27 protein-coding genes are annotated in these 26278 nt (G+C 67.7%); 13 read left to right on the top strand and 14 right to left on the bottom strand.

Features of this window, described 5'->3' with window-relative positions; genetic code table 11:
* Positions 1-2: 2 nt before the first annotated feature.
* Positions 3-2372, top strand: coding sequence for a transglycosylase domain-containing protein (locus OG966_RS20150; RefSeq protein WP_326651123.1), 2370 nt, complete (start codon positions 3-5; stop codon positions 2370-2372).
* A gap of 123 nt (positions 2373-2495) precedes the next feature.
* Positions 2496-4010 (top strand): glycosyltransferase family 87 protein, encoded by a 1515-nt coding sequence (locus OG966_RS20145; RefSeq protein ID WP_326651121.1) that lies wholly within the window; start codon positions 2496-2498, stop codon positions 4008-4010.
* Positions 4011-4046: 36 nt separating this feature from the next.
* Here the strand turns inward: OG966_RS20145 and OG966_RS20140 are convergent, their stop codons facing one another.
* The 3 genes from OG966_RS20140 to OG966_RS20130 all read right to left on the bottom strand — a co-directional run bounded on the left by OG966_RS20140 (position 4047) and on the right by OG966_RS20130 (position 6765).
* Positions 4047-5078 (bottom strand): alanine racemase, encoded by a 1032-nt coding sequence (locus OG966_RS20140; protein WP_326651119.1) that lies wholly within the window; start codon positions 5076-5078, stop codon positions 4047-4049.
* Between the two features lie 109 nt (positions 5079-5187).
* Positions 5188-6306, bottom strand: a complete 1119-nt coding sequence (locus tag OG966_RS20135; RefSeq protein WP_326651118.1) for a lipid II:glycine glycyltransferase FemX — start codon at positions 6304-6306, stop codon at positions 5188-5190.
* Positions 6307-6453: 147 nt separating this feature from the next.
* The gene (locus OG966_RS20130; protein WP_326651117.1) at positions 6454-6765 is read right to left on the bottom strand and encodes a hypothetical protein; all 312 of its coding nucleotides are present in this window, start codon (positions 6763-6765) and stop codon (positions 6454-6456) included.
* Between the two features lie 260 nt (positions 6766-7025).
* Here OG966_RS20130 and rpsF point away from each other — a divergent pair, with 260 nt between their 5' ends.
* The 4 genes from rpsF (at position 7026) to rplI (ending at position 8734) form a co-directional block, all read left to right on the top strand.
* Positions 7026-7316, top strand: a complete 291-nt coding sequence (gene rpsF / locus OG966_RS20125; protein ID WP_004950685.1) for a 30S ribosomal protein S6 — start codon at positions 7026-7028, stop codon at positions 7314-7316.
* Between the two features lie 74 nt (positions 7317-7390).
* Positions 7391-7990: a single-stranded DNA-binding protein gene (locus OG966_RS20120; RefSeq protein ID WP_326651116.1), complete on the top strand. Its 600-nt coding sequence runs from the start codon at positions 7391-7393 to the stop codon at positions 7988-7990.
* Positions 7991-8032: 42 nt separating this feature from the next.
* Positions 8033-8269: a 30S ribosomal protein S18 gene (rpsR, locus tag OG966_RS20115; protein WP_003956534.1), complete on the top strand. Its 237-nt coding sequence runs from the start codon at positions 8033-8035 to the stop codon at positions 8267-8269.
* 18 nt (positions 8270-8287) lie between these two features.
* On the top strand, positions 8288-8734 hold the full coding sequence (rplI, locus tag OG966_RS20110) for a 50S ribosomal protein L9 (RefSeq protein WP_326651115.1): 447 nt from the start codon (positions 8288-8290) through the stop codon (positions 8732-8734).
* Between the two features lie 148 nt (positions 8735-8882).
* Here the strand turns inward: rplI and OG966_RS20105 are convergent, their stop codons facing one another.
* Complete coding sequence (locus OG966_RS20105; RefSeq protein WP_326651114.1) at positions 8883-10220, bottom strand: MATE family efflux transporter; 1338 nt, start codon at positions 10218-10220, stop codon at positions 8883-8885.
* A 441-nt stretch (positions 10221-10661) separates the two neighbouring features.
* On the opposite strand from OG966_RS20105, the gene dnaB reads away from it, so the two are divergent.
* On the top strand, positions 10662-12125 hold the full coding sequence (gene dnaB / locus OG966_RS20100; RefSeq protein ID WP_326655292.1) for a replicative DNA helicase: 1464 nt from the start codon (positions 10662-10664) through the stop codon (positions 12123-12125).
* A gap of 525 nt (positions 12126-12650) precedes the next feature.
* Positions 12651-14033, top strand: coding sequence for a serine hydrolase domain-containing protein (locus tag OG966_RS20095; RefSeq protein ID WP_326651113.1), 1383 nt, complete (start codon positions 12651-12653; stop codon positions 14031-14033).
* 70 nt (positions 14034-14103) lie between these two features.
* Here OG966_RS20095 and OG966_RS20090 read toward each other — a convergent pair whose 3' ends face one another.
* From OG966_RS20090 to OG966_RS20080, 3 genes are read right to left on the bottom strand one after another with little or no spacing between them, the layout of a single operon-like run.
* Positions 14104-15264 carry a winged helix DNA-binding domain-containing protein gene (locus OG966_RS20090; protein WP_326651112.1) on the bottom strand — a complete coding sequence of 387 codons (1161 nt, stop codon included), beginning with the start codon at positions 15262-15264 and terminating at the stop codon, positions 14104-14106.
* A 15-nt stretch (positions 15265-15279) separates the two neighbouring features.
* Positions 15280-15732, bottom strand: a complete 453-nt coding sequence (locus tag OG966_RS20085) for a GNAT family N-acetyltransferase (protein ID WP_326651111.1) — start codon at positions 15730-15732, stop codon at positions 15280-15282.
* Between the two features lie 10 nt (positions 15733-15742).
* On the bottom strand, positions 15743-16201 hold the full coding sequence (locus tag OG966_RS20080) for a MarR family winged helix-turn-helix transcriptional regulator (RefSeq protein ID WP_326651110.1): 459 nt from the start codon (positions 16199-16201) through the stop codon (positions 15743-15745).
* 142 nt (positions 16202-16343) lie between these two features.
* Here OG966_RS20080 and OG966_RS20075 point away from each other — a divergent pair, with 142 nt between their 5' ends.
* Positions 16344-17576: an MFS transporter gene (locus tag OG966_RS20075; RefSeq protein WP_326651109.1), complete on the top strand. Its 1233-nt coding sequence runs from the start codon at positions 16344-16346 to the stop codon at positions 17574-17576.
* Positions 17577-17596: 20 nt separating this feature from the next.
* Here the strand turns inward: OG966_RS20075 and OG966_RS20070 are convergent, their stop codons facing one another.
* Together OG966_RS20070 and OG966_RS20065 are read right to left on the bottom strand one after the other, a co-directional pair.
* Positions 17597-18451: a GNAT family N-acetyltransferase gene (locus tag OG966_RS20070; RefSeq protein WP_326651108.1), complete on the bottom strand. Its 855-nt coding sequence runs from the start codon at positions 18449-18451 to the stop codon at positions 17597-17599.
* Positions 18452-18456: 5 nt separating this feature from the next.
* On the bottom strand, positions 18457-19002 hold the full coding sequence (locus OG966_RS20065) for a DUF2269 domain-containing protein (protein ID WP_326651107.1): 546 nt from the start codon (positions 19000-19002) through the stop codon (positions 18457-18459).
* Between the two features lie 76 nt (positions 19003-19078).
* Between OG966_RS20065 and OG966_RS20060 the strand changes: the two genes are divergently transcribed.
* Together OG966_RS20060 and OG966_RS20055 are read left to right on the top strand one after the other, a co-directional pair.
* Positions 19079-19720 carry an HAD family hydrolase gene (locus tag OG966_RS20060; RefSeq protein ID WP_326651106.1) on the top strand — a complete coding sequence of 214 codons (642 nt, stop codon included), beginning with the start codon at positions 19079-19081 and terminating at the stop codon, positions 19718-19720.
* Positions 19721-20025: 305 nt separating this feature from the next.
* Positions 20026-21612, top strand: coding sequence for a globin domain-containing protein (locus OG966_RS20055; protein ID WP_326651105.1), 1587 nt, complete (start codon positions 20026-20028; stop codon positions 21610-21612).
* A gap of 32 nt (positions 21613-21644) precedes the next feature.
* On the opposite strand, the gene OG966_RS20050 is transcribed toward OG966_RS20055, so the two are convergent.
* From OG966_RS20050 to OG966_RS20030, 5 genes are all read right to left on the bottom strand, one after another.
* On the bottom strand, positions 21645-22124 hold the full coding sequence (locus OG966_RS20050; protein ID WP_326651104.1) for an NUDIX hydrolase: 480 nt from the start codon (positions 22122-22124) through the stop codon (positions 21645-21647).
* A 52-nt stretch (positions 22125-22176) separates the two neighbouring features.
* On the bottom strand, positions 22177-23067 hold the full coding sequence (locus OG966_RS20045; RefSeq protein ID WP_326651103.1) for a LysR family transcriptional regulator: 891 nt from the start codon (positions 23065-23067) through the stop codon (positions 22177-22179).
* Positions 23068-23345: 278 nt separating this feature from the next.
* Positions 23346-24503 carry a cystathionine gamma-lyase gene (locus OG966_RS20040; protein ID WP_326651102.1) on the bottom strand — a complete coding sequence of 386 codons (1158 nt, stop codon included), beginning with the start codon at positions 24501-24503 and terminating at the stop codon, positions 23346-23348.
* Positions 24500-24940 (bottom strand): low molecular weight protein-tyrosine-phosphatase, encoded by a 441-nt coding sequence (locus tag OG966_RS20035; RefSeq protein WP_406733825.1) that lies wholly within the window; start codon positions 24938-24940, stop codon positions 24500-24502. The genes OG966_RS20040 and OG966_RS20035 overlap by 4 nt, the downstream gene beginning before the upstream one ends.
* A gap of 64 nt (positions 24941-25004) precedes the next feature.
* Complete coding sequence (locus OG966_RS20030) at positions 25005-25382, bottom strand: phage holin family protein (protein ID WP_326651098.1); 378 nt, start codon at positions 25380-25382, stop codon at positions 25005-25007.
* 50 nt (positions 25383-25432) lie between these two features.
* On the opposite strand from OG966_RS20030, the gene OG966_RS20025 reads away from it, so the two are divergent.
* Positions 25433-25750, top strand: coding sequence for a cupin domain-containing protein (locus OG966_RS20025; protein WP_326651097.1), 318 nt, complete (start codon positions 25433-25435; stop codon positions 25748-25750).
* 127 nt (positions 25751-25877) lie between these two features.
* Positions 25878-26090 carry a DUF5326 family protein gene (locus OG966_RS20020; protein WP_326655291.1) on the top strand — a complete coding sequence of 71 codons (213 nt, stop codon included), beginning with the start codon at positions 25878-25880 and terminating at the stop codon, positions 26088-26090.
* Positions 26091-26278 lie beyond the last annotated feature (188 nt).

The following is a 26278-nucleotide window of genomic DNA, read 5'->3' as shown; positions in this document are numbered from 1 at the left end:
GGTTGATCGACTACCCGCGCCACAACAAGTACGGATGGCGGCGGTGGATGCCGTCGTGGAAGCTCGTCACCGGGCTGTGCCTGGGCTTCGTCGGCAGTCTGATGGCCGCCGCCACCATCGCGTACGCGATGGTGGGGGTTCCGGACCCGAACAAGACGGCCGAGGCGCAGAACAACGTCTACTACTGGGCGGACGACACTCAGATGGCCGCCACCGGCGGTGAGATCAACCGGCAGATCGTCCCGATCGCGCAGATCCCCGAGGACATGCAGAACGCGGTGATCTCGGCGGAGAACAAGACGTTCAAGACCGACTCCGGCATCGACCCGATGGGTATCGGCCGAGCCCTGGTGAACATGGCCAAGGGCGGGCAGACCCAGGGTGGTTCCACCATCACCCAGCAGTATGTGAAGAACGCACGGCTCGGCGACCAGTCCCAGACCTTGAACCGTAAGTTCAAGGAGCTGTTCATCTCCATAAAGGTCGGAACCGAACTGGACAAGCCGGAGATCATGGCCGGCTATCTGAACACCTCGTACTACGGACGCGGCGCCTACGGTATCCAGGCCGCCGCCCGCACGTACTACGGCACGAATGCCAAGGATCTGAACGCCGGGCAGTGCGCGTTCCTGGCCTCGCTCCTCAAGGGCGCCACCTACTACGACCCGGCCGGCGCTGTGGACATCGACCCTGCGGCGACGCCCCAGGCCAACACGGCCCGCGCCACCGAGCGCTGGAACTGGATCCTCGACGAGATGGTCAAGGACGGCCATCTCCCTGCCGCCAAGCGGGCCACGTTCACAAAGCTCCCGAAGACCGATCCGATCAAGAAGAACGCCCAGCTGAGCGGGCAGGTCGGCTACCTGGTGGACCTTGCCAAGTCCAACTTCCTCAACAACAACGACCGGGGCATCGACGCCGACGACCTCGCGAAGGGCGGCTACGAGATTCACACGACCTTCGAGAAGGACAAGGTCGAAAAGCTGAAGGCCGCGGTCAAGAAGGTCCAGGACGCCAACATCAAGCCCAAGAAGCGCCCGGACACGGACACTTTTGTGCAGTTCGGCGGCGCCTCGGTCAACCCGAAGACCGGCGCGATCGCTGCCATCTACGGCGGCGACGACGCGACCAGGCACTTCACCAACAACGCCAACGAGACCGGTGCCCAGGTCGGATCGACCTTCAAGCCGTTCGTCCTGGCGGCCGCGATGGAAACCGGCGTGCGTGATCCCAGGGAGCCCGAGGACCAGACGCCGGAGTACCGCAAGAAAGTCGATCCCGACAAGAGCGTCTACAACGGCAAGAACAAGCTCAAGATCAAGAAATACGACGGTTCCATCTGGACGAACGAGAAGGGAGAGGAGTGGCTGCAGACCAACGACGGCGGTGAGTCGTACAAGAACATCACCTTGCGTGAAGCCATGGTCCACTCCGCCAACTCGCCCTTCGTGCAGCTGGGCATGGACATCGGTATCCCGGAGGTCAGAGAGGCGGCGGTGAAGGCCGGCCTGCTCGAGTCCTCCTTGTCCAAGTCGAACGTCCCGTCGTTCTCGATCGGTATTTCCTCCCCCAGCGCCATCCGCATGGCCGGCGCCTACTCGACGTTCGCGGCCAACGGCAAGCAGCGTGAGCCGTTCTCCGTCAGAAAGGTCGAGCATGAGGCCACGACGGTCTACGAGCACGAGGACAGGACCAAGCAGGCCTTCTCCACGGCCGTCGCGAGCAATGTGACCGACGTGCTCAGGTCTGTCGTCGACGAGCCCGAGGGCACCGGCAAGAACGCCCGGCTCCCCGGCCGGCAGGTCGCCGGCAAGACCGGTACGACCGACGGCAACAAGTCGGCCTGGTTCGTCGGCTACACGCCGCAGCTGTCGACCGCCATCGACATGTACCGGCTCGACGACAACGAGAAGAACAAGAAGCGAAAGTTCCTGGAGATGTACGGCACCGGGGGCCAGGACAAGATCCACGGAGCGTCCTTCCCCTCCGAGATCTGGCAGACGTACATGAAGGACGCGCTCAAGAACACGAACCCCGAGGGCTTCCCCGACCCCGAGCCCATCGGTGAGGCCGTCTGGGGCGGGGGCGCCTCCAGCCCGGCTCCGACGCCGTCGACCACGCCGTCCAGCACCCCGTCCTCGACGCCGTCGAGCTCGCCGTCGAGCTCGCCGTCCGGCTCTCCCGACCCGAGCCAGTCGTGTGATCCCTGGCAGGACTGGACGTGTGGCGCCGCGGGTGGCGCCAATGGCGGCGGCAACGGCAAGGGCGGAGCCAACGGCGGACCCACCGGGACGCCTTCGACAAGTCCGTCGACGACACCACCAGGAACCAACGGCAACGGAGGCTTCATCGGAGGCGGATCCGGGAATTAGCAGCCGGTCCAGGGCCGGCTTCCGCAACGCCACGAGGGCCGCCGCCCGGTACGCACACCAGCCTGTGCCTCCGGTGTGGCGGCCCTCGCCCTGTCCCAAGCCCCGTACGGCAGGATGTGCAGCATGCCCAGCGCAGATGAGATGAGCGTGTACCAGGACCGGCCGGACGTACGGCCCACGTGGCGGGACTCCGTCGCCACCGCCGGCAGCGAGCTGATCGGCGGTCCGGCCGGCCGCTGGGCCTGGCGCGGCGGCAACGGCTGGCTCACTCCCGTGCGTGTCGTCGCACTCGTGGCGATCGGGATGTTTGCGCTCGGCATGGTGCAGAAGATGCCGTGTTACGACTGGGCCTGGTTCAGGGGCGCCAGCTCGCAGTACACGCACGCCTGCTACTCGGACATTCCGCACCTGTACCTGGGACGCGGCTTCTCCGAAGGCCGCATTCCGTACTTCGACCGGTTGCCCGGGGACATGGAGTACCTGGAGTACCCCGTCCTGACGGGGCTGTTCATGCAGGTCGCGTCGTGGCTCGACGTGGCCGGTGGCTCCATGCAGAACCAGGAGCAGATGTACTGGATGGTCAATGCGGGCATGCTGATGATCTGTACCGCGGTCATCGCCGTCTGTGTGACCCGCACACATCGCCACCGCCCCTGGGACGCTCTGCTGGTGGCCCTGGCGCCCGCCTTCGCGCTCACCGCGACCATCAACTGGGATCTGCTGGCCGTGGCGCTCACGGCCGCCGCGATGCTGATGTGGTCGCGTGGCCGGGCGCTGGCATTCGGCATCCTCATCGGGCTCGCGACCGCCGCCAAGCTCTATCCCGTGCTGCTGCTCGGTCCGCTGCTGCTGTTGTGCTGGCGGGCGGGTAAATGGCGGGAGTTCGTCACTGCGGCGCTCGGCGCGGCAGCCGCCTGGCTGGTGGTGAACCTGCCCGTGATGCTGCTCGCGCCGGAGGGGTGGAAGAAGTTCTACACCTTCAGCCAGGAGCGGCAGGTCGACTTCGGCTCCTTCTGGCTGATCATCACGCAGCGTACGGGCGAGCCGCTGGAAGTCGAGTCGGTGAACACCTACGCGACGCTTCTGATGATCCTGGCGTGCGCGGGTGTCGGCGCGCTGACTCTGAGCGCGCCGCGGCGGCCGCGTTTCGCACAGCTCGCCTTCCTGGTTGTCGCCGCTTTCATCATCACCAACAAGGTCTATTCACCGCAGTACGTACTGTGGCTGATTCCGCTCGCCGCGCTGGCCAGGCCGCGTTGGCGGGACTTCTTGATCTGGCAGTCCTGCGAGGTCATGTACTTCCTGGGGATCTGGATGTACCTCGCGTACACGACCAGCCCCAAGCACAAGGGCCTGCCGCCCGAGGGCTATCAAGTAGCGATCGCCCTGCATCTGCTGGGGACGCTGTACCTGTGCGCGGTGGTGGTGCGGGACATCCTGAAGCCGGAGCGGGACGGCGTACGGACGGACGGATCCGATGACCCGTCGGGCGGCGTTCTCGACGGGGCGGACGACGTCTTCGTACTGGGGCGTGCGGCGCATCCTCCGCGGCATGCGGCGCACGCGGTGGAGGGTCCGCGGGTGGACTGGGGGAAGCAGCCCCAGGCGTCCGGTACGGGGCCTCAGCCGTCGGCCTAGGGCATTGGGGCCAGGGGCCGCGCGGGGAAGAGGGGCTCAGCGGTCGACGAGACGGTCGAACTGCGTCGTCGTGTGGCGCAGGTGAGCCACCAGTTCGTCGCCGACCTTCGGCTCCTGCGAGTCCGACGGTACGAACAGGATCGAGACCTGCATGTGCGGCGGCTCGGCGAACCAGCGCTGCTTGCCCGCCCAGACGAACGGCGAGAGGTTGCGGTTGACCGTCGCCAGGCCCGCGCGGGCGACACCCTTGGCGCGTGGCATCACACCGTGCAGAGCCTTCGGTGCCTCCAGGCCGACGCCGTGGGACGTACCGCCGGCGACGACGACCAGCCAGCCGTCGGATGCGGCCTTCTGCTGGCGGTAGCCGAAGCGGTCGCCCTTGGCGACACGGGTGACGTCGAGGACGGCGCCGCGGTACTCCGTGGCGTCGTGGTCGCCGAGCCACAGCCGCGTGCCGATGCGGGCGCGGAATCGGGTCTGCGGGAACTGCTGCTGAAGACGGGCCAGTTCCTCGGCGCGCAGATGGCTGACGAACATGGTGTGCAACGGCAGCCGGGCCGCGCGCAGCCGGTCCATCCAGCTGATGACCTCCTCGACCGCGTCGGAGCCGTCCGTACGGTCGAGGGGGAGGTGGAGCGCGAAGCCTTCGAGGCGTACGTCCTCGATCGCGGCGTGCAGCAGGCCGAGCTCCTGCTCACTCACGCCGTGGCGCTTCATGGAGCTCATGCACTCGATGACGACCCGCGCTCCCACCAGTGCGTGCACACCGTCGACGGATGAGACGGAGCGGATGACACGGTCGGGGAGCGGGACCGGCTCCTCGCCCCTCCGGAAGGGCGTGAGGACGAGGAGATCGCCGCTGAACCAGTCCTTGATCCGGGCCGCCTCGTAGGTGGTGCCGACGGCCAGCATCTCCGAGCCGAAGCGGGATGCCTCATCCGCGAGCCGCTCATGACCGAAGCCGTAACCGTTGCCCTTGCAGACCGGCACGAGGCCGGGGAACTGGTCGATAACGGACTTCTGGTGCGCCCGCCAGCGCGCGGTGTCGACGTAGAGGGAGAGCGCCATGGCCGGCCCGGAACCTTTCTGGTGGCTGCGGTGTATCAGGGGTATGTACGAGATTTACGAGACTACGGCGTTGTGCGCGGCGTCGTCAGCGGCGTCGGCCGTGGCGACTTCAGCGGCGGGACATGTAGATGTCGAGTGCCTTGTGGAGCAGCTTGTTGAGCGGGAAGTCCCACTCGCCGACGTACTCGACGGCCTCGCCGCCGGTGCCGACCTTGAACTGGATCAGGCCGAAGAGGTGGTCGGTCTCGTCGAGGGAGTCGCTGATGCCGCGCAGGTCGTAGACGGTCGCGCCCATCGCGTACGCGTCCCGCAGCATTCGCCACTGCATCGCGTTCGAGGGCCGGACCTCGCGCTTGTGGTTGGCGGAGGCACCGTAGGAGTACCAGACGTGGCCGCCGACGATCAGCATGGTCGCGGCCGCGACGTTCTCGCCCTCGTGGCGGGCGAAGTACAGCCGCATCCGGTTGGGGTCCTCGCTGTTCAGGACGGACCACATCCGCTGGAAGTACGACAGCGGGCGGGGCCTGAAGTGGTCGCGCTCTGCGGTGACTTCGTACAGGCGCTGCCACTCGGCGAGGTCGTCGTAGCCGCCCTGGACGACCTCGACGCCGGCCTTCTCGGCCTTCTTGATGTTGCGCCGCCACAGCTGGTTGAAACCCTTGAGGACATCGTCCAGCGAGCGGTTGGCGAGAGGTACCTGGAACACATAGCGGGGCTGCACGTCGCCGAATCCGGCGCCGCCGTCCTCGCCCTGCTGCCAGCCCATCTTGCGCAGCCGGTCGGAGACCTCGAAGGCACGCGGCTCGATGTGGCTGGCCTCGACGTCACGCAGCCGCTTGACGTCCGGGTCCTGGATGCCGGACTTGATGGCGGCCGCGTCCCAGCGGCGGATGACCACCGGCGGGCCCATCTTCACGGAGAAGGCGCCCTGCTGCTTGAGGTGGGCGAGCATCGGCTGCAGCCAGTCGTCCAGGTTCGGCGCGTACCAGTTGATCACCGGGCCCTCGGGCAGGTACGCGAGATAGCGCTTGATCTTGGGCAGCTGGCGGTACAACACCAGGCCGGCGCCGACCAGTTCACCGCTCTTGTCGAACCAGCCAAGGTTCTCGGAGCGCCATTCTGTCTTCACATCAGCCCACGCCGGGACCTGGCAGTGACTTGCCGCGGGCAGGCTCTGGATGTAAGCCAGATGCTGCTCTCGGCTGATGGTCCTCAGGGTCAGGCTCATGCGGGGCGCTCCTCGGCAGGTGTGTCCCCATGGGTACAGGGGCTCCGGCTCTCGCGCCGAAGCCTACTGCGCTGGGGGAGCGCCCCGGATGGCCTGTAGGGAAGAGCGTCCTCTGTGGCCCCGTCCCCTCCTGTTTGCTGTTCTGCCTTAGAAGAGTCCGCCGAAGAGTCCGCCGTGTGCCATGCCGAGGTAGAAGCCGACCGCGGAAGCGCCGAGACCGATGATCAAGGCGAAGCGTTCGCGGGTCGTCGCCGAGATGAACTGTCCGTACGCGCCCGTAATGATCCCCACGAGCCCGGCCCACGAGCTGAGCAGATGGAGGTTGTAGAACATCGCCGACACGAAGGCGAGAACGCCGAGCACCAGCGTCACCGCCATCAGCGTGTCCTGAAGGGGATGGGGCTTGCCGTCGGTGGCGAAGAGGGAGACCTGGGACTGACGTCGCATTGCCTGTGCCATGAGGCACCTCCTGGCGTTGCCGGAAGGCGGCGCATCGTAGCGCCGCGCACACCCGATGTGTACAGATTGCGTCCCCTGGCCACCGGATTTCAACCGGAAGCCTGTCTCCAGGTACTCTGTACGGTCTGCACCGGTGTCTGCCCAGGCCAGTACGCGATCCTCCCGGATTGTCAGTGGCGGCCGATACCGTTGCTTACGCATCACGACCCTCCTGCCACGGAACGACCGTGGCCGCTGAGTCCAAAGGAGGTGGGTTTTACATGCGTCACTACGAAGTGATGGTCATCCTCGACCCCGATCTCGAGGAGCGCGCTGTCTCCCCGCTGATCGAGAACTTCCTCTCCGTCGTCCGTGAGGGCAACGGAAAGGTTGAGAAGGTCGACACCTGGGGCCGTCGTCGTCTCGCTTACGAGATCAAGAAGAAGCCCGAGGGCATCTACTCGGTCATCGACCTGCAGGCCGAGCCTGCGGTCGTCAAGGAGCTCGACCGCCAGATGAACCTGAACGAGTCGGTCCTCCGGACCAAGGTCCTCCGTCCCGAGACCCACTGAGCACCTAGCTCAGAGGTCATCGGGTTCGAGTAGCAGCAAGCAGCCAGAAGCAATCCCCGCCGAGAGGTTCACCCATGGCAGGCGAGACCGTCATCACGGTCGTCGGCAATCTCGTCGACGACCCCGAGCTGCGCTTCACCCCCTCCGGTGCGGCGGTCGCGAAGTTCCGTGTCGCGTCCACTCCCCGCATCTTCGACAAGCAGACCAATGAGTGGAAGGACGGCGAAGGCCTGTTCCTCACCTGCTCGGTCTGGCGTCAGGCGGCGGAGAACGTCGCGGAGTCGCTTACGCGAGGCATGCGCGTCGTCGTGCAGGGCCGGCTGAAGCAGCGGTCCTACGAAGACCGCGAGGGCGTCAAGCGCACGGTCTACGAGCTGGACGTCGAGGAAGTCGGCCCCAGCCTGAAGAACGCCACGGCCAAGGTCACCAAGACCACCGGTCGCGGTGGCCAGGGTGGCTACGGCGGCGGCCAGCAGCAGGGTGGCGGCAACTGGGGCGGCGGTCCCAGTGGTGGTCCGCAGCAGGGCGGCGGCGGTGCACCCGCCGACGACCCCTGGGCCACCAGCGCGCCGGCCGGCGGCGGCCAGCAGCAGGGCGGCGGGGGCAGCTGGGGCGGAAGCTCCGGAAGCTCCGGCGGTTCCGGCGGCGGCTACTCGGACGAGCCTCCCTTCTAAGGGCAGCTCGTACCCCACTTCTTGATCACACAGGAGATACACATGGCGAAGCCGCCTGTGCGCAAGCCGAAGAAGAAGGTCTGCGCATTCTGCAAGGACAAGACCGTCTACGTGGACTACAAGGACACGAACATGCTGCGGAAGTTCATTTCCGACCGCGGCAAGATCCGTGCCCGCCGCGTTACCGGCAACTGCACGCAGCACCAGCGTGACGTCGCCACGGCCGTGAAGAACAGCCGTGAGATGGCGCTGCTGCCCTACACGTCCACCGCGCGATAAGGGAAGGGTGACCGACCAATGAAGATCATCCTCACCCACGAGGTCTCTGGCCTCGGTGCCGCCGGCGATGTCGTTGACGTCAAGGACGGTTACGCTCGCAACTACCTGGTCCCGCGTGGTTTCGCGATCCGCTGGACCAAGGGTGGCGAGAAGGACGTGGCGCAGATCCGCCGCGCCCGCAAGATCCACGAGATCGCGACGATCGAGCAGGCCAATGAGATCAAGGCCCGGCTCGAGGCCGTGAAGGTGCGTCTGGCTGTTCGCTCCGGCGACGCCGGCCGCCTCTTCGGCTCCGTCACCCCGGCCGACATCGCCTCGGCGATCAAGGCTGCCGGTGGTCCGGACGTCGACAAGCGCCGCGTTGAGCTCGGTTCGCCGATCAAGACCCTGGGCTCGCACCAGGTGTCTGTGCGTCTGCACCCCGAGGTTGCCGCGAAGCTCGGCGTCGAGGTCGTCGCCGCGTAACGCTGCGCTCTGCGGAGCACGCGCTGCATGGCACAAGAGGGCCGCACCCCAAGGGTGCGGCCCTCTCGCTGTTTGTCCCAGTCGCCCGTTTCACGTGAAACAACGACCCTGTGACTCGGACAGGTTGCCTCGGCCAGGCAGCCGTCGTTCAGCGGGTCGCACCGGTGACGAGCCAGCGGCCGGAGCGCATTCGCAGCCAGAGAGTCAGCATGCGCACCGTCATCATCAGGGTCATGGCCCACCACAAGGCAGTAAGTCCGCCTCCGAAAGTCGGGATGAGCAGGGCGACAGGGGCGAAGACCGCGAGCGTCACCAGCATGGCTCCGGCCAGGTAGGAGCCGTCACCGGCCCCCATGAGTACGCCGTCGAGGACGAAGACCACGCCTGCGATCGGCTGAGATACGGCGACCACCAGCAATGCCGGGAGCAGAGTGTCGTGCACCGCATGGTCGCTGGTGAACACGGGGAGCAGGAGTGGCCGTGAGGCCACGACCAAGATGCCGAGCACCACACCGGAAGCGACGCCCCACTGCACCATGCGGCGGCAGGCCTGCCGGGCGCCCTCGGCGTCGTCGGCTCCCAGATAGCGGCCGATGATCGCCTGCCCGGCGATGGCGATCGCGTCGAGTGCGAAGGCCATCAGGCTCCACAGGGACAGGACGATCTGATGGGCGGCGATCTCGGTGTCACCGAGGCGGGCCGCGACGGCAGTGGCGATCATCAGGACGGCCCGCAGCGAGAGCGTCCGGATCAGGAGGGGGACACCGGCCTGAGCACTGGCCCGTATCCCGGCGGCATCGGGGCGCAGGGAGGCACCGTGCCGACGCGCTCCCCGTACCACCACGACCAGATAGGCGGCGGCCATCGCGCACTGGGCGATGACGGTGCCCCAGGCGGAGCCGGCGATGCCGAGACCGGCGCCGTAGACGAGGCCAGCGTTGAGTGCCGCGTTGGCGGCGAAGCCACCGATGGCCACATACAGAGGGGTCCTGGTGTCCTGCAGACCGCGCAGTACGCCTGTGGCGGCCAGCACGATGAGCATCGCGGGGATGCCAAGGCTGGAGATCCGCAGATATGTGGTGGCGTACGGGGCGGCGGTGTCGGAGGCGCCGAAGATCTGGACGAGCCAGGGGGCTGTGGGCAAGGTGGCAGCGATGACTGCGATACCGAGCAGCAGAGCGAGCCAGATGCCGTCCATGCCCTGCCGGATGGCGGCCGCGAGATCGCCCGCGCCGACGCGGCGTGCGACGGCGGCTGTGGTGGCGTAGGCGAGGAAAACGAAGATGCTGACGGCGGTCATCAGGAGCGCCGAGGCGACCGCCAGTCCGGCAAGTTGCGGGGTGCCGAGATGGCCGACGACGGCGCTGTCCACCATCACGAAGAGGGGCTCGGCGACAAGGGCGCCGAAGGCGGGGACGGCGAGTGCGATGATCTCTCGGTCGTGCCGTCGCCGACGAGCCTTGGGTGCCGCGGGAGCCTCTGTCATGGCCTCAATCTAATCTTCCACAGGTAAGAGATGCAATTGCCTTGCACTCCTTACCGATCCTCCTGGTGCACCTTCTTCTGTGCGCCGTTTGTTCTGATCTTGGTCCAGTCGGGAAAGTTTTTCTCCCCCACAGCCAGTGGACGGAAAAATAGCAGGTCAGATTGGGTGTGGCGGGGTGGCCATGAACTTGTCCACAGTACTGTCCCCCGGTCCGTGCACAGGTTCCGCAGGGTTCTCCACAGCATCTGGTCCGTCGTCCACATGGCCTGTGGATAACCAGATTGGCTGACGGTGCCGACAGGCCTACGGTGGACCGTCGCCTGACGCGCCGGAAGCGGAGTCTGGCCATTCGTTTTGTCAGTGCCGTGCCGTAGAAAGAGCGGCACGGCGAGGTCCGCGGAGCGGACGGGAGGAGGTGGCCCGGTGAGCATTTCCGAGCCCTTGGACGACCCATGGGCCGCGGAGGGTCCCGGTGATCGTCTGCCCGTCTCCCGCCAGCGCCGCGGCGACGGCCGCAGCGGCCGAGAAGACCAGCACGAGCGCGGCAGGGACAACGGCGGCTGGGACGGAAGCTCCCCCGGCTTCGAACGTGTGCCTCCCCAGGACCTGGACGCCGAGCAGTCCGTCCTCGGCGGCATGCTGCTCTCCAAGGACGCGATCGCCGACGTCGTGGAGATCATCAAGGGCCACGACTTCTACCGGCCCGCCCACGAGACGGTCTACACAGCGATCCTCGACCTCTACGCCAAGGGCGAGCCGGCCGACCCCATCACGGTTGCCGCCGAACTCGTCAAGCGAGGCGAGATCACCAAGGTCGGCGGAGCGCCGTATCTCCACACGCTGGTCCAGTCGGTGCCGACTGCGGCCAACGCCTCGTACTACGCGGAAATCGTCCATGAGCGCGCCGTGCTGCGCAGACTCGTGGAGGCCGGCACCAAGATCACGCAGATGGGATACGCGGCCGACGGCGACGTCGACGAGATCGTCAACTCCGCCCAGGCCGAGATCTACGCCGTCACCGAGCAGCGCACCAGCGAGGACTATCTGCCACTCGGCGACATCATGGAAGGTGCGCTCGACGAGATCGAGGCGATCGGCTCGCGCAGCGGTGAGATGACGGGTGTGCCTACCGGTTTCACCGACTTCGACTCGCTGACCAACGGTCTGCACCCCGGCCAGATGATCGTCATCGCGGCCCGACCCGCCATGGGTAAGTCCACGCTGGCGCTGGACTTTGCCCGGGCCTGTTCGATCAAGAACAACCTGCCCAGCGTGATCTTCTCCCTCGAAATGGGGCGCAACGAGATCGCGATGCGCCTGTTGTCGGCAGAGGCGCGGGTGGCGCTGCACCACATGCGCTCCGGGACGATGACGGACGAGGACTGGACCCGGCTGGCGCGCCGCATGCCCGATGTGTCCCAGGCCCCGCTGTATATCGACGACTCTCCGAACCTCTCGATGATGGAGATCCGCGCGAAGTGCCGACGGCTGAAGCAGCGCAATGGTCTGAAGCTGGTCGTCATCGACTATCTGCAGTTGATGCAGTCCGGTGGCTCGAAGCGTGCCGAGAGCCGTCAGCAGGAGGTCTCGGACATGTCCCGAAACCTCAAGCTGCTGGCCAAGGAGCTCGAGCTCCCGGTGATCGCGCTGTCCCAGCTGAACCGTGGCCCCGAGCAGCGTACAGACAAGAAGCCGATGGTCTCCGACCTGCGTGAATCGGGCTCCATCGAGCAGGACGCCGACATGGTCATCCTGTTGCACCGCGAGGATGCGTACGAGAAGGAGTCACCGCGCGCGGGCGAGGCGGACCTGATCGTGGCCAAGCACCGTAACGGTCCGACGGCGACGATCACCGTCGCCTTCCAGGGGCACTACTCGCGCTTCGTGGACATGGCGCAGACCTGATCGAGCCGATGCGGGAACCCGGTCCTGACACCCGGAGTATGGTGCGCGCCCGTGACCGAACCGGATTTCCTGAGCACCACACGGGCGTCCTATGACGACCTGCGCTTCTACGAGGGTTCGATGACGACGCTGCATCTGCCGGACACCGGGCCAACGCGACCATCTGCGGCGACAGGTCGACCCCGAACACGCAGAGTTTCATCGGGTGCTGGCTCCGGGCGGGCATCTGCTGCTTGTGTTCCAGGTCGTCGACGAGCGGTTCACCGGACTGAAGCGTTCGGTCACGCGATCTCGCTCGACTACTACTGGCAGCAGCCGGACCGTGTCGCCGAGCTGCTGAGCCAGGCCGGTTGGTCATGCACGCCCGACTGTTGCGCGAGCCCGACGAGGCGGAGAAGGTGCCGCGGGCTCACCTGACGGCCCGCAAACCGGCCGATGCAGGCGACCGCCGATCGCGGTGCTGACCGTTCCTCGTACCGCGTATTCAAGTCGACGCGGCCGGACCGGCAACGATAGACCTGCCCCATGACCTCACCCTTTGAAGAGCTGCTCCCCGGTACGCAACGAGCCCTTCTGCATCGCATCGCCGTCGCCCAGTCCGAAGGGCGCGCCCCCTCGTTCGTCGCCGCCGTGGCGCGCGAGGGAGACCTGGTCTGGGCGGGTTCGCGCAGCTCGGTCGACGGACATGCCCCGGACGCCGACACCCAGTACCGCATCGGCTCGATCACCAAGACCTTCACGGCCGTCCTGGTGCTGATACTGCGCGACGCGGGGCTGCTGGATCTGAACGACCCTCTGGAGAAGCACCTCCCCGGCACGGGTGTGGGGGAGGTGACTGTCGCTCAGCTCCTCGGCCACAGCGCCGGCCTGGGCGCGGAGTCCCCGGCGCCGTGGTGGGAGCGGACCCCGGGCTCGCTCCGCCCCGAACTCTCCGATGTCCTTGGTCAACAGCCGCGGATGCATCCCGTCGGCCGGCGCCACCATTACTCCAACCCTGGCTTTACGCTGCTCGGTTCGCTGATCGAGGCGGTACGCGGGGCGTCCTGGGAAGAGGTCCTGCGGCGCGAGATCCTGGAACCGCTCGCCATGGACCGTACAAGCGCACGGCCCGTGGCTCCGCATGCCGGCGGCTGGGCGGTGCACCCTTGGGCCGATGTGATGCTTCCCGAGCCCTCCGAGGATCTTGGTCTGATGGCTCCGTCCGGACAGCTCTGGTCGACCGCTGCCGACCTCTGCAGGTTCGCCGTATTCCTTGCCGAGGGCGACGATCGCGTGTTGAGCGCCGCCTCCGTGCGAGAGATGCGGACACCGTCCGTGCCACCGGAGGCGGGCGAGTGGGACAGCGCCTACGGGCTGGGGATGCAGGTACAGCGGAAGGACGGGCGCACTCTTGTCGGGCACACGGGCTCGTTGCCCGGCTTCGTCGCCGGACTCTGGGTGAGCGTGGACGACGGGGTGGCTGCCGTCGCGCTCGCCAATGCCACCTCGGGACCGCTCACCGCGGTGGTAGCCGCTGATCTCGTACGGATCGTGGCCGAGGCCGAGCCGCGTATCCCTGAGCCCTGGCGGCCGCTGCCCGAGGTGGATCAGTCGCTCCTCGAGCTGACCGGGCCCTGGTACTGGGGGACGTACTCCTTCGGCCTGCGTCTTGGCGCCGACCGTGGCGTGGAACTGCAGCCGCTCCGCAGCACCGGCCGTGGTTCGCGCTTCGTCGCCGAGGCAGACGGGACCTGGACCGGCCTCGACGGGTACTACGCGGGGGAGACACTGCGCGTGGTGCGGCGGGACGACGGCTCGGTGAGCCATCTCGACCTGGGGTCATTCGTCTTCACACGTGAGCCTTACGAGCCGGGCGAGGCGGTGCCCGGCGGAGTGGACAAGGAGGGCTGGCGCGGACTGCGGATCTGAAACGGACGTTCACGTGAAACAGAGGTGATGTTTCACGTGAAACGGGCGCGAGGCCGACCCCAGGCAGCCGTCAGGCCGTCAACTCCCGCTCCAGCGGTGTACGGAAGCGGGGCGTGATCCGCGTCTCTCCCACCCATGCCGACAGTCGTGAGGCCTCCGCTTCGATCGCTGCGGCGGCCTCACGGCCAGGGTCGGTCAGCAGTCGCCAGACGATCTCGCCGTCAGCGCGCTGGGTCCAGCCGCCGATGATCTCTCCGTTCCACCACACGGTGGGGCCGATATTGCCCGACCGGTCGAAGAGCGCGGCGCGATGGTCGACGCTGAGATGGAAGTCGCGGTCGGCCCAGGCCATGGCACTCGGATCGAGCGCGGGGAGCAGTGCGGCCCAGGACTCCACGGCCGGTTCGGGCGCGGTGTCGCCGGGCGCCACATAGCCCGTGCCCGCATCGAGGCTGACCTTCTCGGCGCCGGCGGCGGCCAGCGCTTTGCGTACGTCGCCGAGGGACCACCCCGTCCACCATTTGAGGTCGGCCTCGGTGGCCGGTCCGTAGGAGAGCAGCCAGCGCCTGGCCAGTTCGGCCCGTGCCTCGGCAGCCGGCAACGGAGGCCATGGCTCGCTCGCCGTCCACCGGAACTGGCTGGAGGTCCAGGAGCCGCGCGGCCGGTCTCGCCGGATGCGGCCGTCGGCGGCGAGCACGCGGATGACCCGGCTGGCCACGCCCTGCACCGTCTCGTACTTCTTGCCGGGGAAGATGGTGATCTTCGTCCGAAGGGCAGGGACATCGGCGGCGAGCTGGCTGCCGGTGGCGGAGCCGCGTGCGGCGAGAGCGGCCATGACCGCCTCCTCGGCTTCGGCGAGCCACCGTTCGTCCAGCCCGTTCCCGTCCTCCGCCAGATGACTGACGAGTGTTCTGCGCTCCTTGGCGGCAATGGCACGCGCGGTGGACGCATCGACATACGGTGCGAGTTCGGCGGAGACGGCGAAGAGCGTGCGCCGCATGGAGAGCAGCCGGACCAGCGTCACGTCCTCGTACAGAGACTGCTCCACGGCTTGGACGCCCGGGTCGGTGAGGCGTGCGCAGGCGGAGAGGAAGACGGTCGAGGCGTCGGTGGCGTGCAGTGCGACGATCGCGTCGGCGACCGCCACCGGTGTATCACCGCGCACGGACGGGGCCAGCAGATGGCGGCGGCCGAGCCGGATGCGGCGCTGTTCGTCACTGATCCGGTGCACGGTGAATTCCCTTGATCAGAGCTGGAGTTTGAAGCCCACGTGGGAGGCGGTGAAGCCGAGCCGCTCATAGAAGCGGCGGGCGTCGGTGCGGTTGATGTCCGAGGTCAGCTGAACCAACTGGCAATTCTGGCGACGTGATTCGTCAATGGCCCATTCGATGAGCCGGGTGCCGAGACCGCTGCCTCGCTCGTCGGCGTGGATCCGGACGCCCTCAATGATTGAGCGGGTGGAGCCTCGGCGGGACAGTCCGGGGATGATCGTGAGCTGGAGCGTGCCGACGACCCGGCCCTCGCGTACGGCGACAGCCTGGTACTGATTCGGGTCCTGGGCCAGCCGCTCGAAGGCGGCGGTGTACGGGGCGAGGTCCTCCGGCGATTCGCGCTGAGCTCCCAGCGGGTCGTCGGCGAGCATCGCCACGATCGCCGGGATGTCGTCGACTGCCGCCGGCCGTATGTCCAGATCGTTCATGATCGGCAGACTACGCGGGGACCCTCAGTTCCTCGACAGTCTTGACCAGGGAAGCCAGCTCGGGGTTCTTGGAGGCCTCGTCGAGTGCCTCGCGCAGAGCCGTGTCGTTGGTGGGCCGCGCCTCGGCGAGCAGCTGCAGGCCTGCCTCGGTGACGTCGGTGTAGATGCCGCGCCGGTCGGTGTCGCAGAGATAGCGGGTCAGCAGGCCGCGGTTCTCGAGACGGGTGACCAGGCGGGTGGTGGCGCTCTGGCTGAGGACGACGGCATCGGCGACCTGCTTCATCTGCAGATGGCCGCCGGGGCCGCTGTGCTGGCGGCTCAGGACGTCGAGCAGTGAGTACTCCCGCATGCTCAGGCCGTGCCGGGACTCGAGGGCGCGCTCGATATGGGCCTCGATCTTCCCGTGGAGCAGGGAGAGAGAGCACCAGCTCTGAGAGAGAGCGGTGAGTGCGGGGTCGGTCGCGGTCATGTGTCTTCCTCCTCCGGCCGGAGCGGCTGCTCACCAGAATAGACGACGATTGCAATAGCCCGCGCTTGCAATTAAGCGGCGTCTGCAATTATTGTGAACGCTTGTAAGGCGCAGATGCAACCGTCTCGGAAGGTGCTGTTCCATGCCACTCGCGCTCCTCGCCCTCGCCATTGGGGCCTTTGGTATCGGCACCACCGAGTTCGTGATCATGGGGTTGCTGCCCGAGGTTGCCACGGACTTCGGGGTGTCGATCCCCATGGCCGGGTTCCTGGTCACCGGCTATGCGCTCGGTGTCGTACTCGGCGCCCCGCTGATGACCGTCCTCGGCACCCGGATCTCCCGCAAGCGCATGCTGCTGCTGCTGATGGGCCTCTTCATCGCCGGCAACCTGCTCTCTGCGGCCGCCCCGGTGTTCGGCGTGATGCTCGCAGGACGGGTGGTCGCCTCGCTGGCACACGGCGCGTTCTTCGGCATCGGTTCGGTCGTCGCGGCGGATCTCGTCGCTCCCGAAAAGAAGGCCGGAGCCATCGCGATGATGTTCACGGGTCTGACCGTGGCCAATGTCGTGGGCGTCCCGCTGGGCACCTTCGTCGGGCAGAGCATCGGTTGGCGGGTGACCTTCGCCATCGTCGCCGGGCTCGGTGTCATCGGCCTCGCCGGCGTCGCGAAGCTCGTACCCGACATGCCGAAGGTCGAGGGCGTACGGCTGCGGCACGAGCTGGCCGCCTTCCGTAATGCTCAGGTGCTGCTCGCCATGGCGATCACGGTCCTCGGCTTCGGCGGAGTCTTCGCCGCCATCACCTACATCACGCCGATGATGACCGAGGTCACCGGCTTCGCCGACGGCTCCGTCACCTGGCTGCTCGTCCTCTTCGGCCTCGGCATGGTCGGCGGCAACCTCGTCGGCGGCAAGTTCGCGGACCGCGCCCTGATGCCCATCCTGTATGTGTCGCTGGGTGCCCTTGCGGTCGTGCTCGCCCTGTTCACGTTGACTGCCCACAACAAGATCGCGGCGGCCGTGACCATCGTGCTGATCGGCGCGCTGGGCTTCGCGACTGTCCCGCCGCTGCAGAAGCGGGTCCTGGACCAGGCTGCAGGCGCCCCCACGCTGGCATCTGCCGTCAACATAGGTGCCTTCAACCTCGGCAACGCGCTCTCGGCCTGGCTGGGCGGCATCGTCATCGCGGCCGGCCTCGGCTACACCGCCCCCAACTGGGTCGGCGCGGCCCTCGCCACCTCGGCCCTCGCCCTCGCCGTCCTCTCACGCCGCCTCGAGAGCCGCACCGAGAGCCGCACCGGGAATCGCACCGACACCAGCCGCGTCATCGCCACCTCGAGCCCCGACACTGTTCAGGCCACCGCAGCCCACCACTGAGGGTGGATCTGCCCGACCGGCTAGCCGGCCGCGACCGTCAAAGGCGCGAAGCGGCGGGTCCAGTCGCCCGGGAGGACGGGGATGCCGTAGGTCATCACCGCGTTGAAGGCGACCGGCTCAAGGCCGTGCTCCTTCACCCAGGTGAGCAGCTCCTCATGGCGTACGTCGATGTCCGTGCGGAGCGGCCGGTCCGTACCCGCCGCCAGCGAGGCGATCAGCGCCTGCGCCGTCTCCGTGTCCCGCGCGATCAGCGGGCCGACGACCTGGGTCTCCATGTTCGGCCAGGCCGCCGCGTAGCCCGTCAGGATGCCGTCCTCCTCCGCCACGCGGAGCTGGTCCGCGAAGGCGGGCAGGCGCGTGATCATATGGGTGCGGTCCAGGCCGAAGACCTCGGTATCGAGCCGCAGGACGGCTTGGAGGTCCTCCGCGGTCGCCGGGCGCGTGGATACCTCAGCGGCCGGGCCCGAGGCATGGAAGTGACCGCGGACCATTTCGGCGCGGCCAGTGTTCATGAAGCCCAGCTCCTCGTAGAGCGGCTGCCCGTTCGGGGTGGCGTGCAGAGCGACCGGGGCCTCCCCGGCCACCTCGAGCACATGCTTCATCAGGCGCCGTCCGACGCCCTGCCGGGCGAACCGCTCGGCGACGAGCACCATCCCGATCGTGGTGAGTCCGGAGCCGTACGAGGTCAGTACGCACGCGGTCATCAGCCCCTTGCCCGCGGGGTCGTCGATGCCGTACCCCGTCCCTGCCGTCAGCAGCAGGCCCCACTTGTGCTCCTCACGAGGCCAGCCGCGGTCCTCGGACAGATCGGCGCAGGAAATGAGGTCGTCCATGGTCAGACGGCGAATGGGCAGCTCGGAGAGCGGTGTTGGCATACGGGTCAGGCTGTCCGACGGAGTGATCGTTCGTCCAGCGCTTTCGGTGAAGTGGCCGAGACGCGCGACCGCCGGCCGCGCCGCGTGAGGCCCCACGGCTTGAGGACGGAGATGACGGTCATGAAGATGTACGTGGTCAGGGAGACGGCCGGGCCCATCACCAGGTCGCGCGGCTCGGTCAATGGCGTACCTGACGAGATGGTGTCGACCGCGTTGTTGACCGCCGGGCGCAGAGCGAAGAGTGACGCGGTGATGGTGATGAGGGTCAGCCAGAACTTCGTATAGACCCAGCGGTGCCTGGCAAGGCCCCATTTGGTGCGGAGCGACAACAACAGACCGCTGATCAGGGTCAGCAGCGCGACCGGAATCACCAGCCAGTCCGTGAAGACCTTCATCGAGCGGCACGTGGCCTCGATCATCGGCCCCGACTCGGTGGTGGCGGCGGTGACGGCAAGCGCGAGCAGGCCGAGCGTGAGCCCGAGCCAGCCGGCGGATGCGGCGACATGGACGACGAGGAGGGCCCGGCGAGCGGGGCGCCTGAGTGGTTTCACGTGAAACACGGTGCCGGGTCGGCCAGATCGCCGCGTCTGACAGCGGGAGTAATCGCGGCTACTAGCCTCGGCGTACATGGAGAGAACTCGCAGGCTGCACATCTTCGATCTCGACGGCACACTGATCCGCGGATCGGCGGCCCCCGTGGAGATATCCCGGCAGCTGGGGCTGCTGGAAGAGATCGGCGAGCTGGAACGGGACATCATCGCCCGCAGGATCGGCCCGCCGGAGTATGCGGTGCGTGTGCACGCCCTGTGGACCGATCTCACCGATGCGCATGTGGCGGCCGCTTTCGAGACGGCGCCCTGGCTCGACGGCATCCAGGAGGTGTGGCGGGAGATCCGTGAAGGCGGCGACTATTGCGCCGTCATTTCGCTCTCGCCCTCCTTCTTCGTGGAGCGGCTGCTGGGCTGGGGAGCTCATGCGGCGCACGGCTCACTCTTTCCCGAGCTGCCCTTCACCCGGCCCGTGGACCCCGCGGGCATTCTCAACGCGGCTGCGAAAGTGAAGATCGCTGACCGGCTTTGTGCAGACTTCGGGGTTGGTCTGGACGCATGTGTTGCATACGGTGATTCCATGTCCGACGCGGAGATCTTCGCGTCGGTGCCCACAACGGTGGCGGTGAATGCCGATCACCATCTGTCGGGTCTGGCCACACACACCTATATGGGGGGCGATCTGCGCGAAGCCTATGAACTGGTGCGATTCCGCGGATAGTTCAGCAGCTCCGGGAGTCGGGGGGAACCCGGCACATGGGCATGGGGGCAATGGAGCCTAACGGGAAAGCGGGTTCGGACGCCCGGACTTTCTGCTCTTTGTCCATGCGGTCTCGCCACCTGGCATGCTGCGACGACGGGTGCTGCGGGCAATGTCACATTCCGGGCTTACTTCTCCCTGATCGGCGCGTGGCCGAGGTTAGTGTGGGCCGGCAGCAGTCCTGAGGCAGAACGGGGAATTGAGGCACATTCCGGATCAGCGGATGTGCATGGACCGACCGAAAGATGTTCGAGGCGAGGCAGACAATGGACGCTCCGACCACCACGTCGGCCGACAACGGCACTGCAGGCGACAGCGGCGGAGGCGGATGGTTCACCCCTCGTAAGCAGTCGGCCCAGGGCCGGGCCGCCCCCCCTCCCGCCCCCGATGAGGGGGCGTCCACGGGTGATGCCGGGCAGCAGCGAATAGCCACGCCGCGGCGCCCCGTCGCCTCCATACGCCCGGTGGGCTCCGGCCCGCGTACCGCCCCGGCGCCCGCGGCTGAAGCTCAGGCAGCCCATGTGGCCGCTGCCGCCGCCCCCGTGGCCGACTCCCCGCTCGATGAGGCTGCCTTCGACGAGGTCCTTGTCGACGACCTCCCGATCGAGCACGACCCCCTGAGACACTCCCCGATCGGTCGCGCCCCGGACGAGCGCCCGCCGCTCGACAACGCCCACGGGGCCCGCGCGGTCCACGAGGCCCCCACCCCTTATGAGCCACCACCCGCCGCGCCCGCGGCCCCCGGCTCTCCCGACGCCATCCTCATCCGGCGCACGATGGCGGAGATCGAGCCCGTCGCCGACAAGGTGACCTCGTACTTCTACGCCCTGCTCTTCGTCCGCCATCCCGACCTGCGCGGCCTCTTCCCCGCGGCCATGGACGCCCAGCGCGACCGGCTCCTCAAGGCCCTGCTCACCGCCGCCGAGCACATGGACAACCCGTCCGTGCTGACCGACTACCTCAAGCACCTGGGCCATGGACACCGCAAGTACGGCACGCAGGCCGCGCACTACCCCGCCGTCGGCGAGGCGCTGATCGGCGCGCTGACCCGGTACGCCACGGCCACCTGGGACGAGGAGACCGAGGCCGCCTGGGTCCGTACGTACACCAAGATCTCCCAGATCATGATCGACGCGGCCTCCGAGAATGAGCGGCACGCGCCCGCCTGGTGGCATGGCGAGGTGGTGTCGCACGACCTCAGAACTCCTGACATCGCGATCATCACCGTCCGCCCCGACCAGCCGTACGCGTTCCTGGCCGGCCAGTACACAAGCTTGGAGACGCCCTGGTGGCCGCGGATCTGGCGGCACTACTCCTTCGCGGGAGCGCCCCGCGCCGACGGTCTGCTCTCGTTCCATGTCAAGGCGGTCCCGGCCGGCTGGGTCTCCAACGCCCTGGTCCACCACGCCCGCCCCGGCGACGTCGTGCGCCTCGGGGCTCCCGCCGGTTCGATGACCGTCGACCACACCACCGACAACGGTCTGCTCTGTCTGGGCGGCGGCACCGGTATAGCCCCCATCAAGGCGCTGGTCGAGGATGTCGCCGAGCACGGAGAACGGCGCCCGGTAAAGGTCTTCTACGGAGCGCGCACCGATTTCGACCTCTACGACATCGACACGATGCTGCGGCTCCAGCAGACGCACCCCTGGCTCTCGGTCCGCCCGGTGGTCGATGGCCGGTCGCAGTTCCCGGACGCTGTACGGGAGTACGGCCCGTGGTACGAGTACGACGCCTATCTCTCCGGACCGCCCGGCATGATCCGCAGCGGTGTCGACGCACTGCGCGGAATTGGCATCCCGTTCGACCGGATCCGCCACGACTCCCTCGAAGAACTCGTGGCGGCCGGCGACTAGCGGGGCAGGGCCGGCGGAGCAGTGGTGGCGTACTAGCCCAGGTCGGGTGCGTGCATCGCGCGTACGCCCTCGATATTGCCGTCCAGGTAGTGCCGCAGTGACAGCGGTACGAGATGGACGGCCGCGATCCCGACGCGGCTGAACGGCACCCGTACGATCTCGTATTCCCCACAGGGCTCCTCGATCTCCGGGCCGTGCCGGCGCGACGGGTCCATGGATTCGAGTCGGCAGACGAAGAAGTGCTGGACCTTCACCCCCGTCACACCGCCGTCCGCGATGTGTTCGACGGTGTCGACGAAGCAGGGCACCACATCGATGATCTTGGCGCCGAGCTCTTCGTCCACCTCCCGGTGGAGCGCGTCGACGACGGTGGCGTCCTCCGGCTCGACCCCGCCACCGGGGGTGACCCAGTACGGATCCACTCCGGGCTTGGTGCGCTTGATCAGGACGAGGTCGTTGCCGTCCAGCAGAATGGCGCGTGCGGTGCGCTTGACCACCGGTCGTTCGGTCATGGCAAGAGAGTGGCCCGCGCCGAGCGTTCTGAAACTCCTGCCCGCCCGGCGGTCACCAGTCGACGGCAGCGCGCAGCAGCCACTCGTGCGCCCGCGCGATGTGCGGAAGGGCGAGTGTGCCGGTGCGCACGACCAGAAAGTATGTACGCAGCGGGGGCACCGGAGGATCGAGCAGCGCCACCACCCGGCCGCGCTGCAAGGCGTCCTCGCACAGATAGCGCGGCAGCACAGCGAGCCCGGCACCCGAGGCCGCGGCCTCCAGGACCGCCCGCAGATCGGGCGCGATGACGGCGCCGGCGGCGGCCGGCCGGGAGTCGAAGACGGCGGACCAGTAGCGCGAGACCAGCGGCAGGGACTCGTGCACCTCCACGACCGGCAGCTGCTCGAGCACCACATGCCCCTTGCGCAGGACGCCGGGCCCCAGCCGCGCCGCCCAGCGCGGCGAGGCGATCAGTACGTGCTCCTCGTCGCAGAGCGGAGTCGCGGTGAGCAGCCCGCCGCGCGGACGGGCCGTGGTGATGGCCAGATCGTGATGTCCGGCGGCCAGTCCCTCCAGTGCTTCCTCGGAATTCCCGAACGAGGCCCGCAGCGCCAGCCCCTGGGAGATCAGCGGGGTGAGGGCGGGCAGGGCGCGCAGGGAGGTGAACTCCGGGAGGCCGGCGAGATGCAGGGTCCGTACACCCGCCTCTTCGTCGAGCCCGGTCTCGGCGATCTCCACCAGGGCGTCCAGATGCGGCGCGGCGCGGTGCGCGAGCTCGTCGCCGATCGTCGTGGGGGTCACTCCGCGCGCCTGGCGCAGGAACAGGGGGCGGCCCAGCTGCCGCTCCAACGTGCGGATCTGGCCGGTCACCGCGGGCTGGGAGAGGCCGAGCAGCGCGGCGGCACGGGTGAATGAGCCGGCCCGGTGCACCGTGACGAATGTGCGTAACAGGGCCAGATCCATGCCATGCCCTCCCGACCCGACGATACGTGCCCGACGATGCAGCCTGTCGGCGTCCACCGGGCAATTCCGGCGGACCCGGCCAACTATAAATAAGTCGATAGGTCGCTGTCGCTACTGTGATTGGACACTGACACAGAGTCAACTAGCCTTGGTCACGCGGTTCTTCGCACCTGGAACCGGGGGCGGTCCGAGCCATGAGGGGGGAGGCTCGGACCGCCCGTTGTACGTACAGCCGCTCAGCGCGCCGACGTACACCGGCGTACGCCCCCCGGCCCGGGCTACGAAGTTGAGTCCGCCGCCTCGTCCAGCGCCCGCAGCACATCTGCCACGAGGTCCTCGGCGTCCTCTGCGCCCGCCGAGAACCGGATGAAGCCATCCGGCACGGCGTCGCCGCCCCAGCGTCCGCGCCGTTCCGCGGTGGACCGCACTCCACCGAAGCTCGTCGCGTCGTCCACCAGCCGCAGACTGTCCATGAAGCGTTCCGCCTGGCCGCGGTCCGGCAGGACGAACGAGACCACACAGCCGAAGCGCCGCATCTGCAGCGAGGCTGTCTTGTGCGAAGGGTCTGTCGCCAGGCCCGGATAGCGCAGACCTGTCACCTCGCCGCGCGCGCTCAGCGCCTCCGCGAGCGCCAGCGCGTTCGCGCACTGCCGCTCGATCCGCAGCTGCAGCGTGGCCAGTGAGCGGTGCGCGAGCCACGCTTCCATCGGGCCGGGGATCGCTCCTACGACCTTGCGCCACTTCCGCACACCGGCGGCCAAATCCGTATCGCGGCAGGTCACATGTCCGAGCAAGATGTCGCCGTGGCCTGTCATTCCCTTGGTGTCGCTCGCCACCGAGAAGTCGGCGCCCAGCTCCAGCGGGCGCTGGCCGAGCGGTGTCGCCAGGGTGTTGTCGACCGCGACCAGAGCGCCGGCCGCGTGCGCCGCCTCCGCGAGCCGCCGTACATCGCAGACATCGAGCCCCGGATTGGACGGTGTCTCGATCCACAGCAGCCGGGCCCCGTCCAGGACGGAGAGCTGCGCGTCGTCGCCGGTCGGCGCGGTGCGCACCTCGACGCCGTACGCCTCGAGCCGCTCGCGCACCAGCGGCAGCGCCTGATAGCCGTCGACCGGAAGCACCACCGCGTCACCGGCCTTCAGCTGCGAGAAGAGCACGGCCGAGACTGCCGCCATGCCCGAGGCGAAGGCCACGGTCTCGACGGACTCCCCCGGCGCCTCCAGCTCGCCGATCGCCCGCTCGAGATGTGTCCAGGTCGGGTTTGAGTCACGGCCGTAGGTGTACGGCCCGGTGGCCTCGCCCGGCAGATGGAAGTGGGCCGCGAAGACCGGACCCGGCAGGGTCGGTTCGTACTTCACCGGCTCGGGCAGCCCCGCCCGTACCGCCCTGGTGCCATCCCCGGTCGTCAGGGGAAAGGTCCCGTGTCCCGCGCTCATGCAGCTCGCTCCTCGACAGCCGTCCGTACCGCGTCGAGCAGGCCCTCGCTCGCCGCCTCCACCATTTCCAGGCACTCCTCGAAACCGTCCATGCCGCCGTAGTACGGATCCGGAACATCCAGATCCGCGACGGCCGACGGATCGTACGTCCGCAGCAGTCGCACCTTCGCGGCGTCAGCGGCCGTCGGCGCCAGCCGCCGCAGCTCCCGCAGGTGCCCCTCGTCCAGCGCGATCACCAGATCGATGAGCGGGAACCAGGCGGCGCGGAACCGGCGCGCGCTGTGGCCGAACTCGTAGCCGTTCGCCTCCAGTACTGCTGCCGTGCGCCGGTCGGCGCCGTCGCCCTCGTGCCAGCCGGCCGTGCCCGCACTGTCCACCTCCACCACCCCGTCGAGTCCGGCGTCCGCCACTCGCGCGCGGAAGACGGACTCGGCCATGGGTGAGCGGCAGATGTTGCCGGTGCAGACAAAGCAGATGCGATACGCGGAATTCACGCGGTACTCAGTCCTTGTCGGGCAGGGCGACGTTCATCGCCCATGAAACGACGGAGATGATCAGGCCGCCGAGAACGGCCGTCCAGAAGCCCTCGACATGGAAGTTCAGATCGAACTGGTCGGCCAGCCAAGAGGTCAGCAGCAGCATCAGGGCATTGATCACCAGCGTGATCAGTCCCAGGGTGACTATGAACAGTGGCAGTGTGAGCAGCTTCACCACCGGCTTGACGAGGAAATTGACCAGCCCGAAGAGCAGGGCCACCAGAACCAGCGTCCATGCCTTCCTGCCGGTGCTGTCACCGGTCAGCGTGATGTCCTGCAGCAGCCAGATGGCGACCAGCAGGGCTGCCGCGTTGGCGATCGTCTTGACTACGAAATTCTTCATGTGTCTGATCGTGGCAGACGTGATCGGACCAAGGCAGGGGCGGGCGGACGATGAAGGCATTCCGACTGGACGAGCTGGAGGCGGAGCGCGCCGCCAATGACGGTGCGTATCTGCAGTTCCTGCGCGAACGGAACATGTCGGTCGGCCTGTACGCACTGGACGCAGGCGAGCTCGACCCGCAGTTGCCTCACCGCCAGGACGAGGTCTACTTCGTCGTCAGCGGCCGGGCCGCCATCACTGTCGGGACGGAAACCACGCAGGTCGGACGAGGCAGCGTGGTCTACGTCCCGGCCGGAGCGGCCCACAAGTTCCACCACATCACCGAGGATCTGCGGGTCATGGTGGTTTTCTCTCCGCCTGAGAGCTGAGCCCGACCCTGCCCGCTCCCTAAGGGTTCGGTCAGGGGAGTCCAAGGGCTCGCGGGCCCCCGTTGACCCCTTCTCCCGCCTAGCATCGAAGCCAGGAACTCAGAGAAACGAGGTAAGGACGATGGCTGTGCGAGAGATGTTCGCGGGGATGCCGTGGTGGGTGAAGTGGGTTGCGGTGCCTGTCATCGCCCTTGTCGTGTTCGGTGGGCTGATCGCCAGCCTCGTCGGCTTTGTGATCGCGCTGCTCTTCAAGGTTCTGGTCTTCGTCGCCCTCGTCGGCGGGCTCATCTTTGTCGTACGGAAGTTCATGGCGTCTTCGAGTTCGAAGAGCGACTGGTAGAGCGACTGGCAGCCCCCGGCTGTACAGGGGCCGGCCCGGCCGGGGAAACGCCTGGGCCCCCGCGAATCCGCTCGCGCGCGAGGCGGGGTTTCCTCTCCCCACCACGTACCGCCCGCTGCGCACTCTGACGCCCGTCCTGTCCGCCGAATCGGTTGACGGAGCCGCTCGCCTCGATGGAGCGAATGCAG

The sequence above is a fragment of the Streptomyces sp. NBC_01750 genome, assembly GCF_035918095.1.
Classification (GTDB): Bacteria; Actinomycetota; Actinomycetes; order Streptomycetales; family Streptomycetaceae; genus Streptomyces.
The sequence above is the reverse complement of the archived record's forward strand: the minus strand, read 5'-3'. Positions and strand labels throughout refer to the sequence as shown.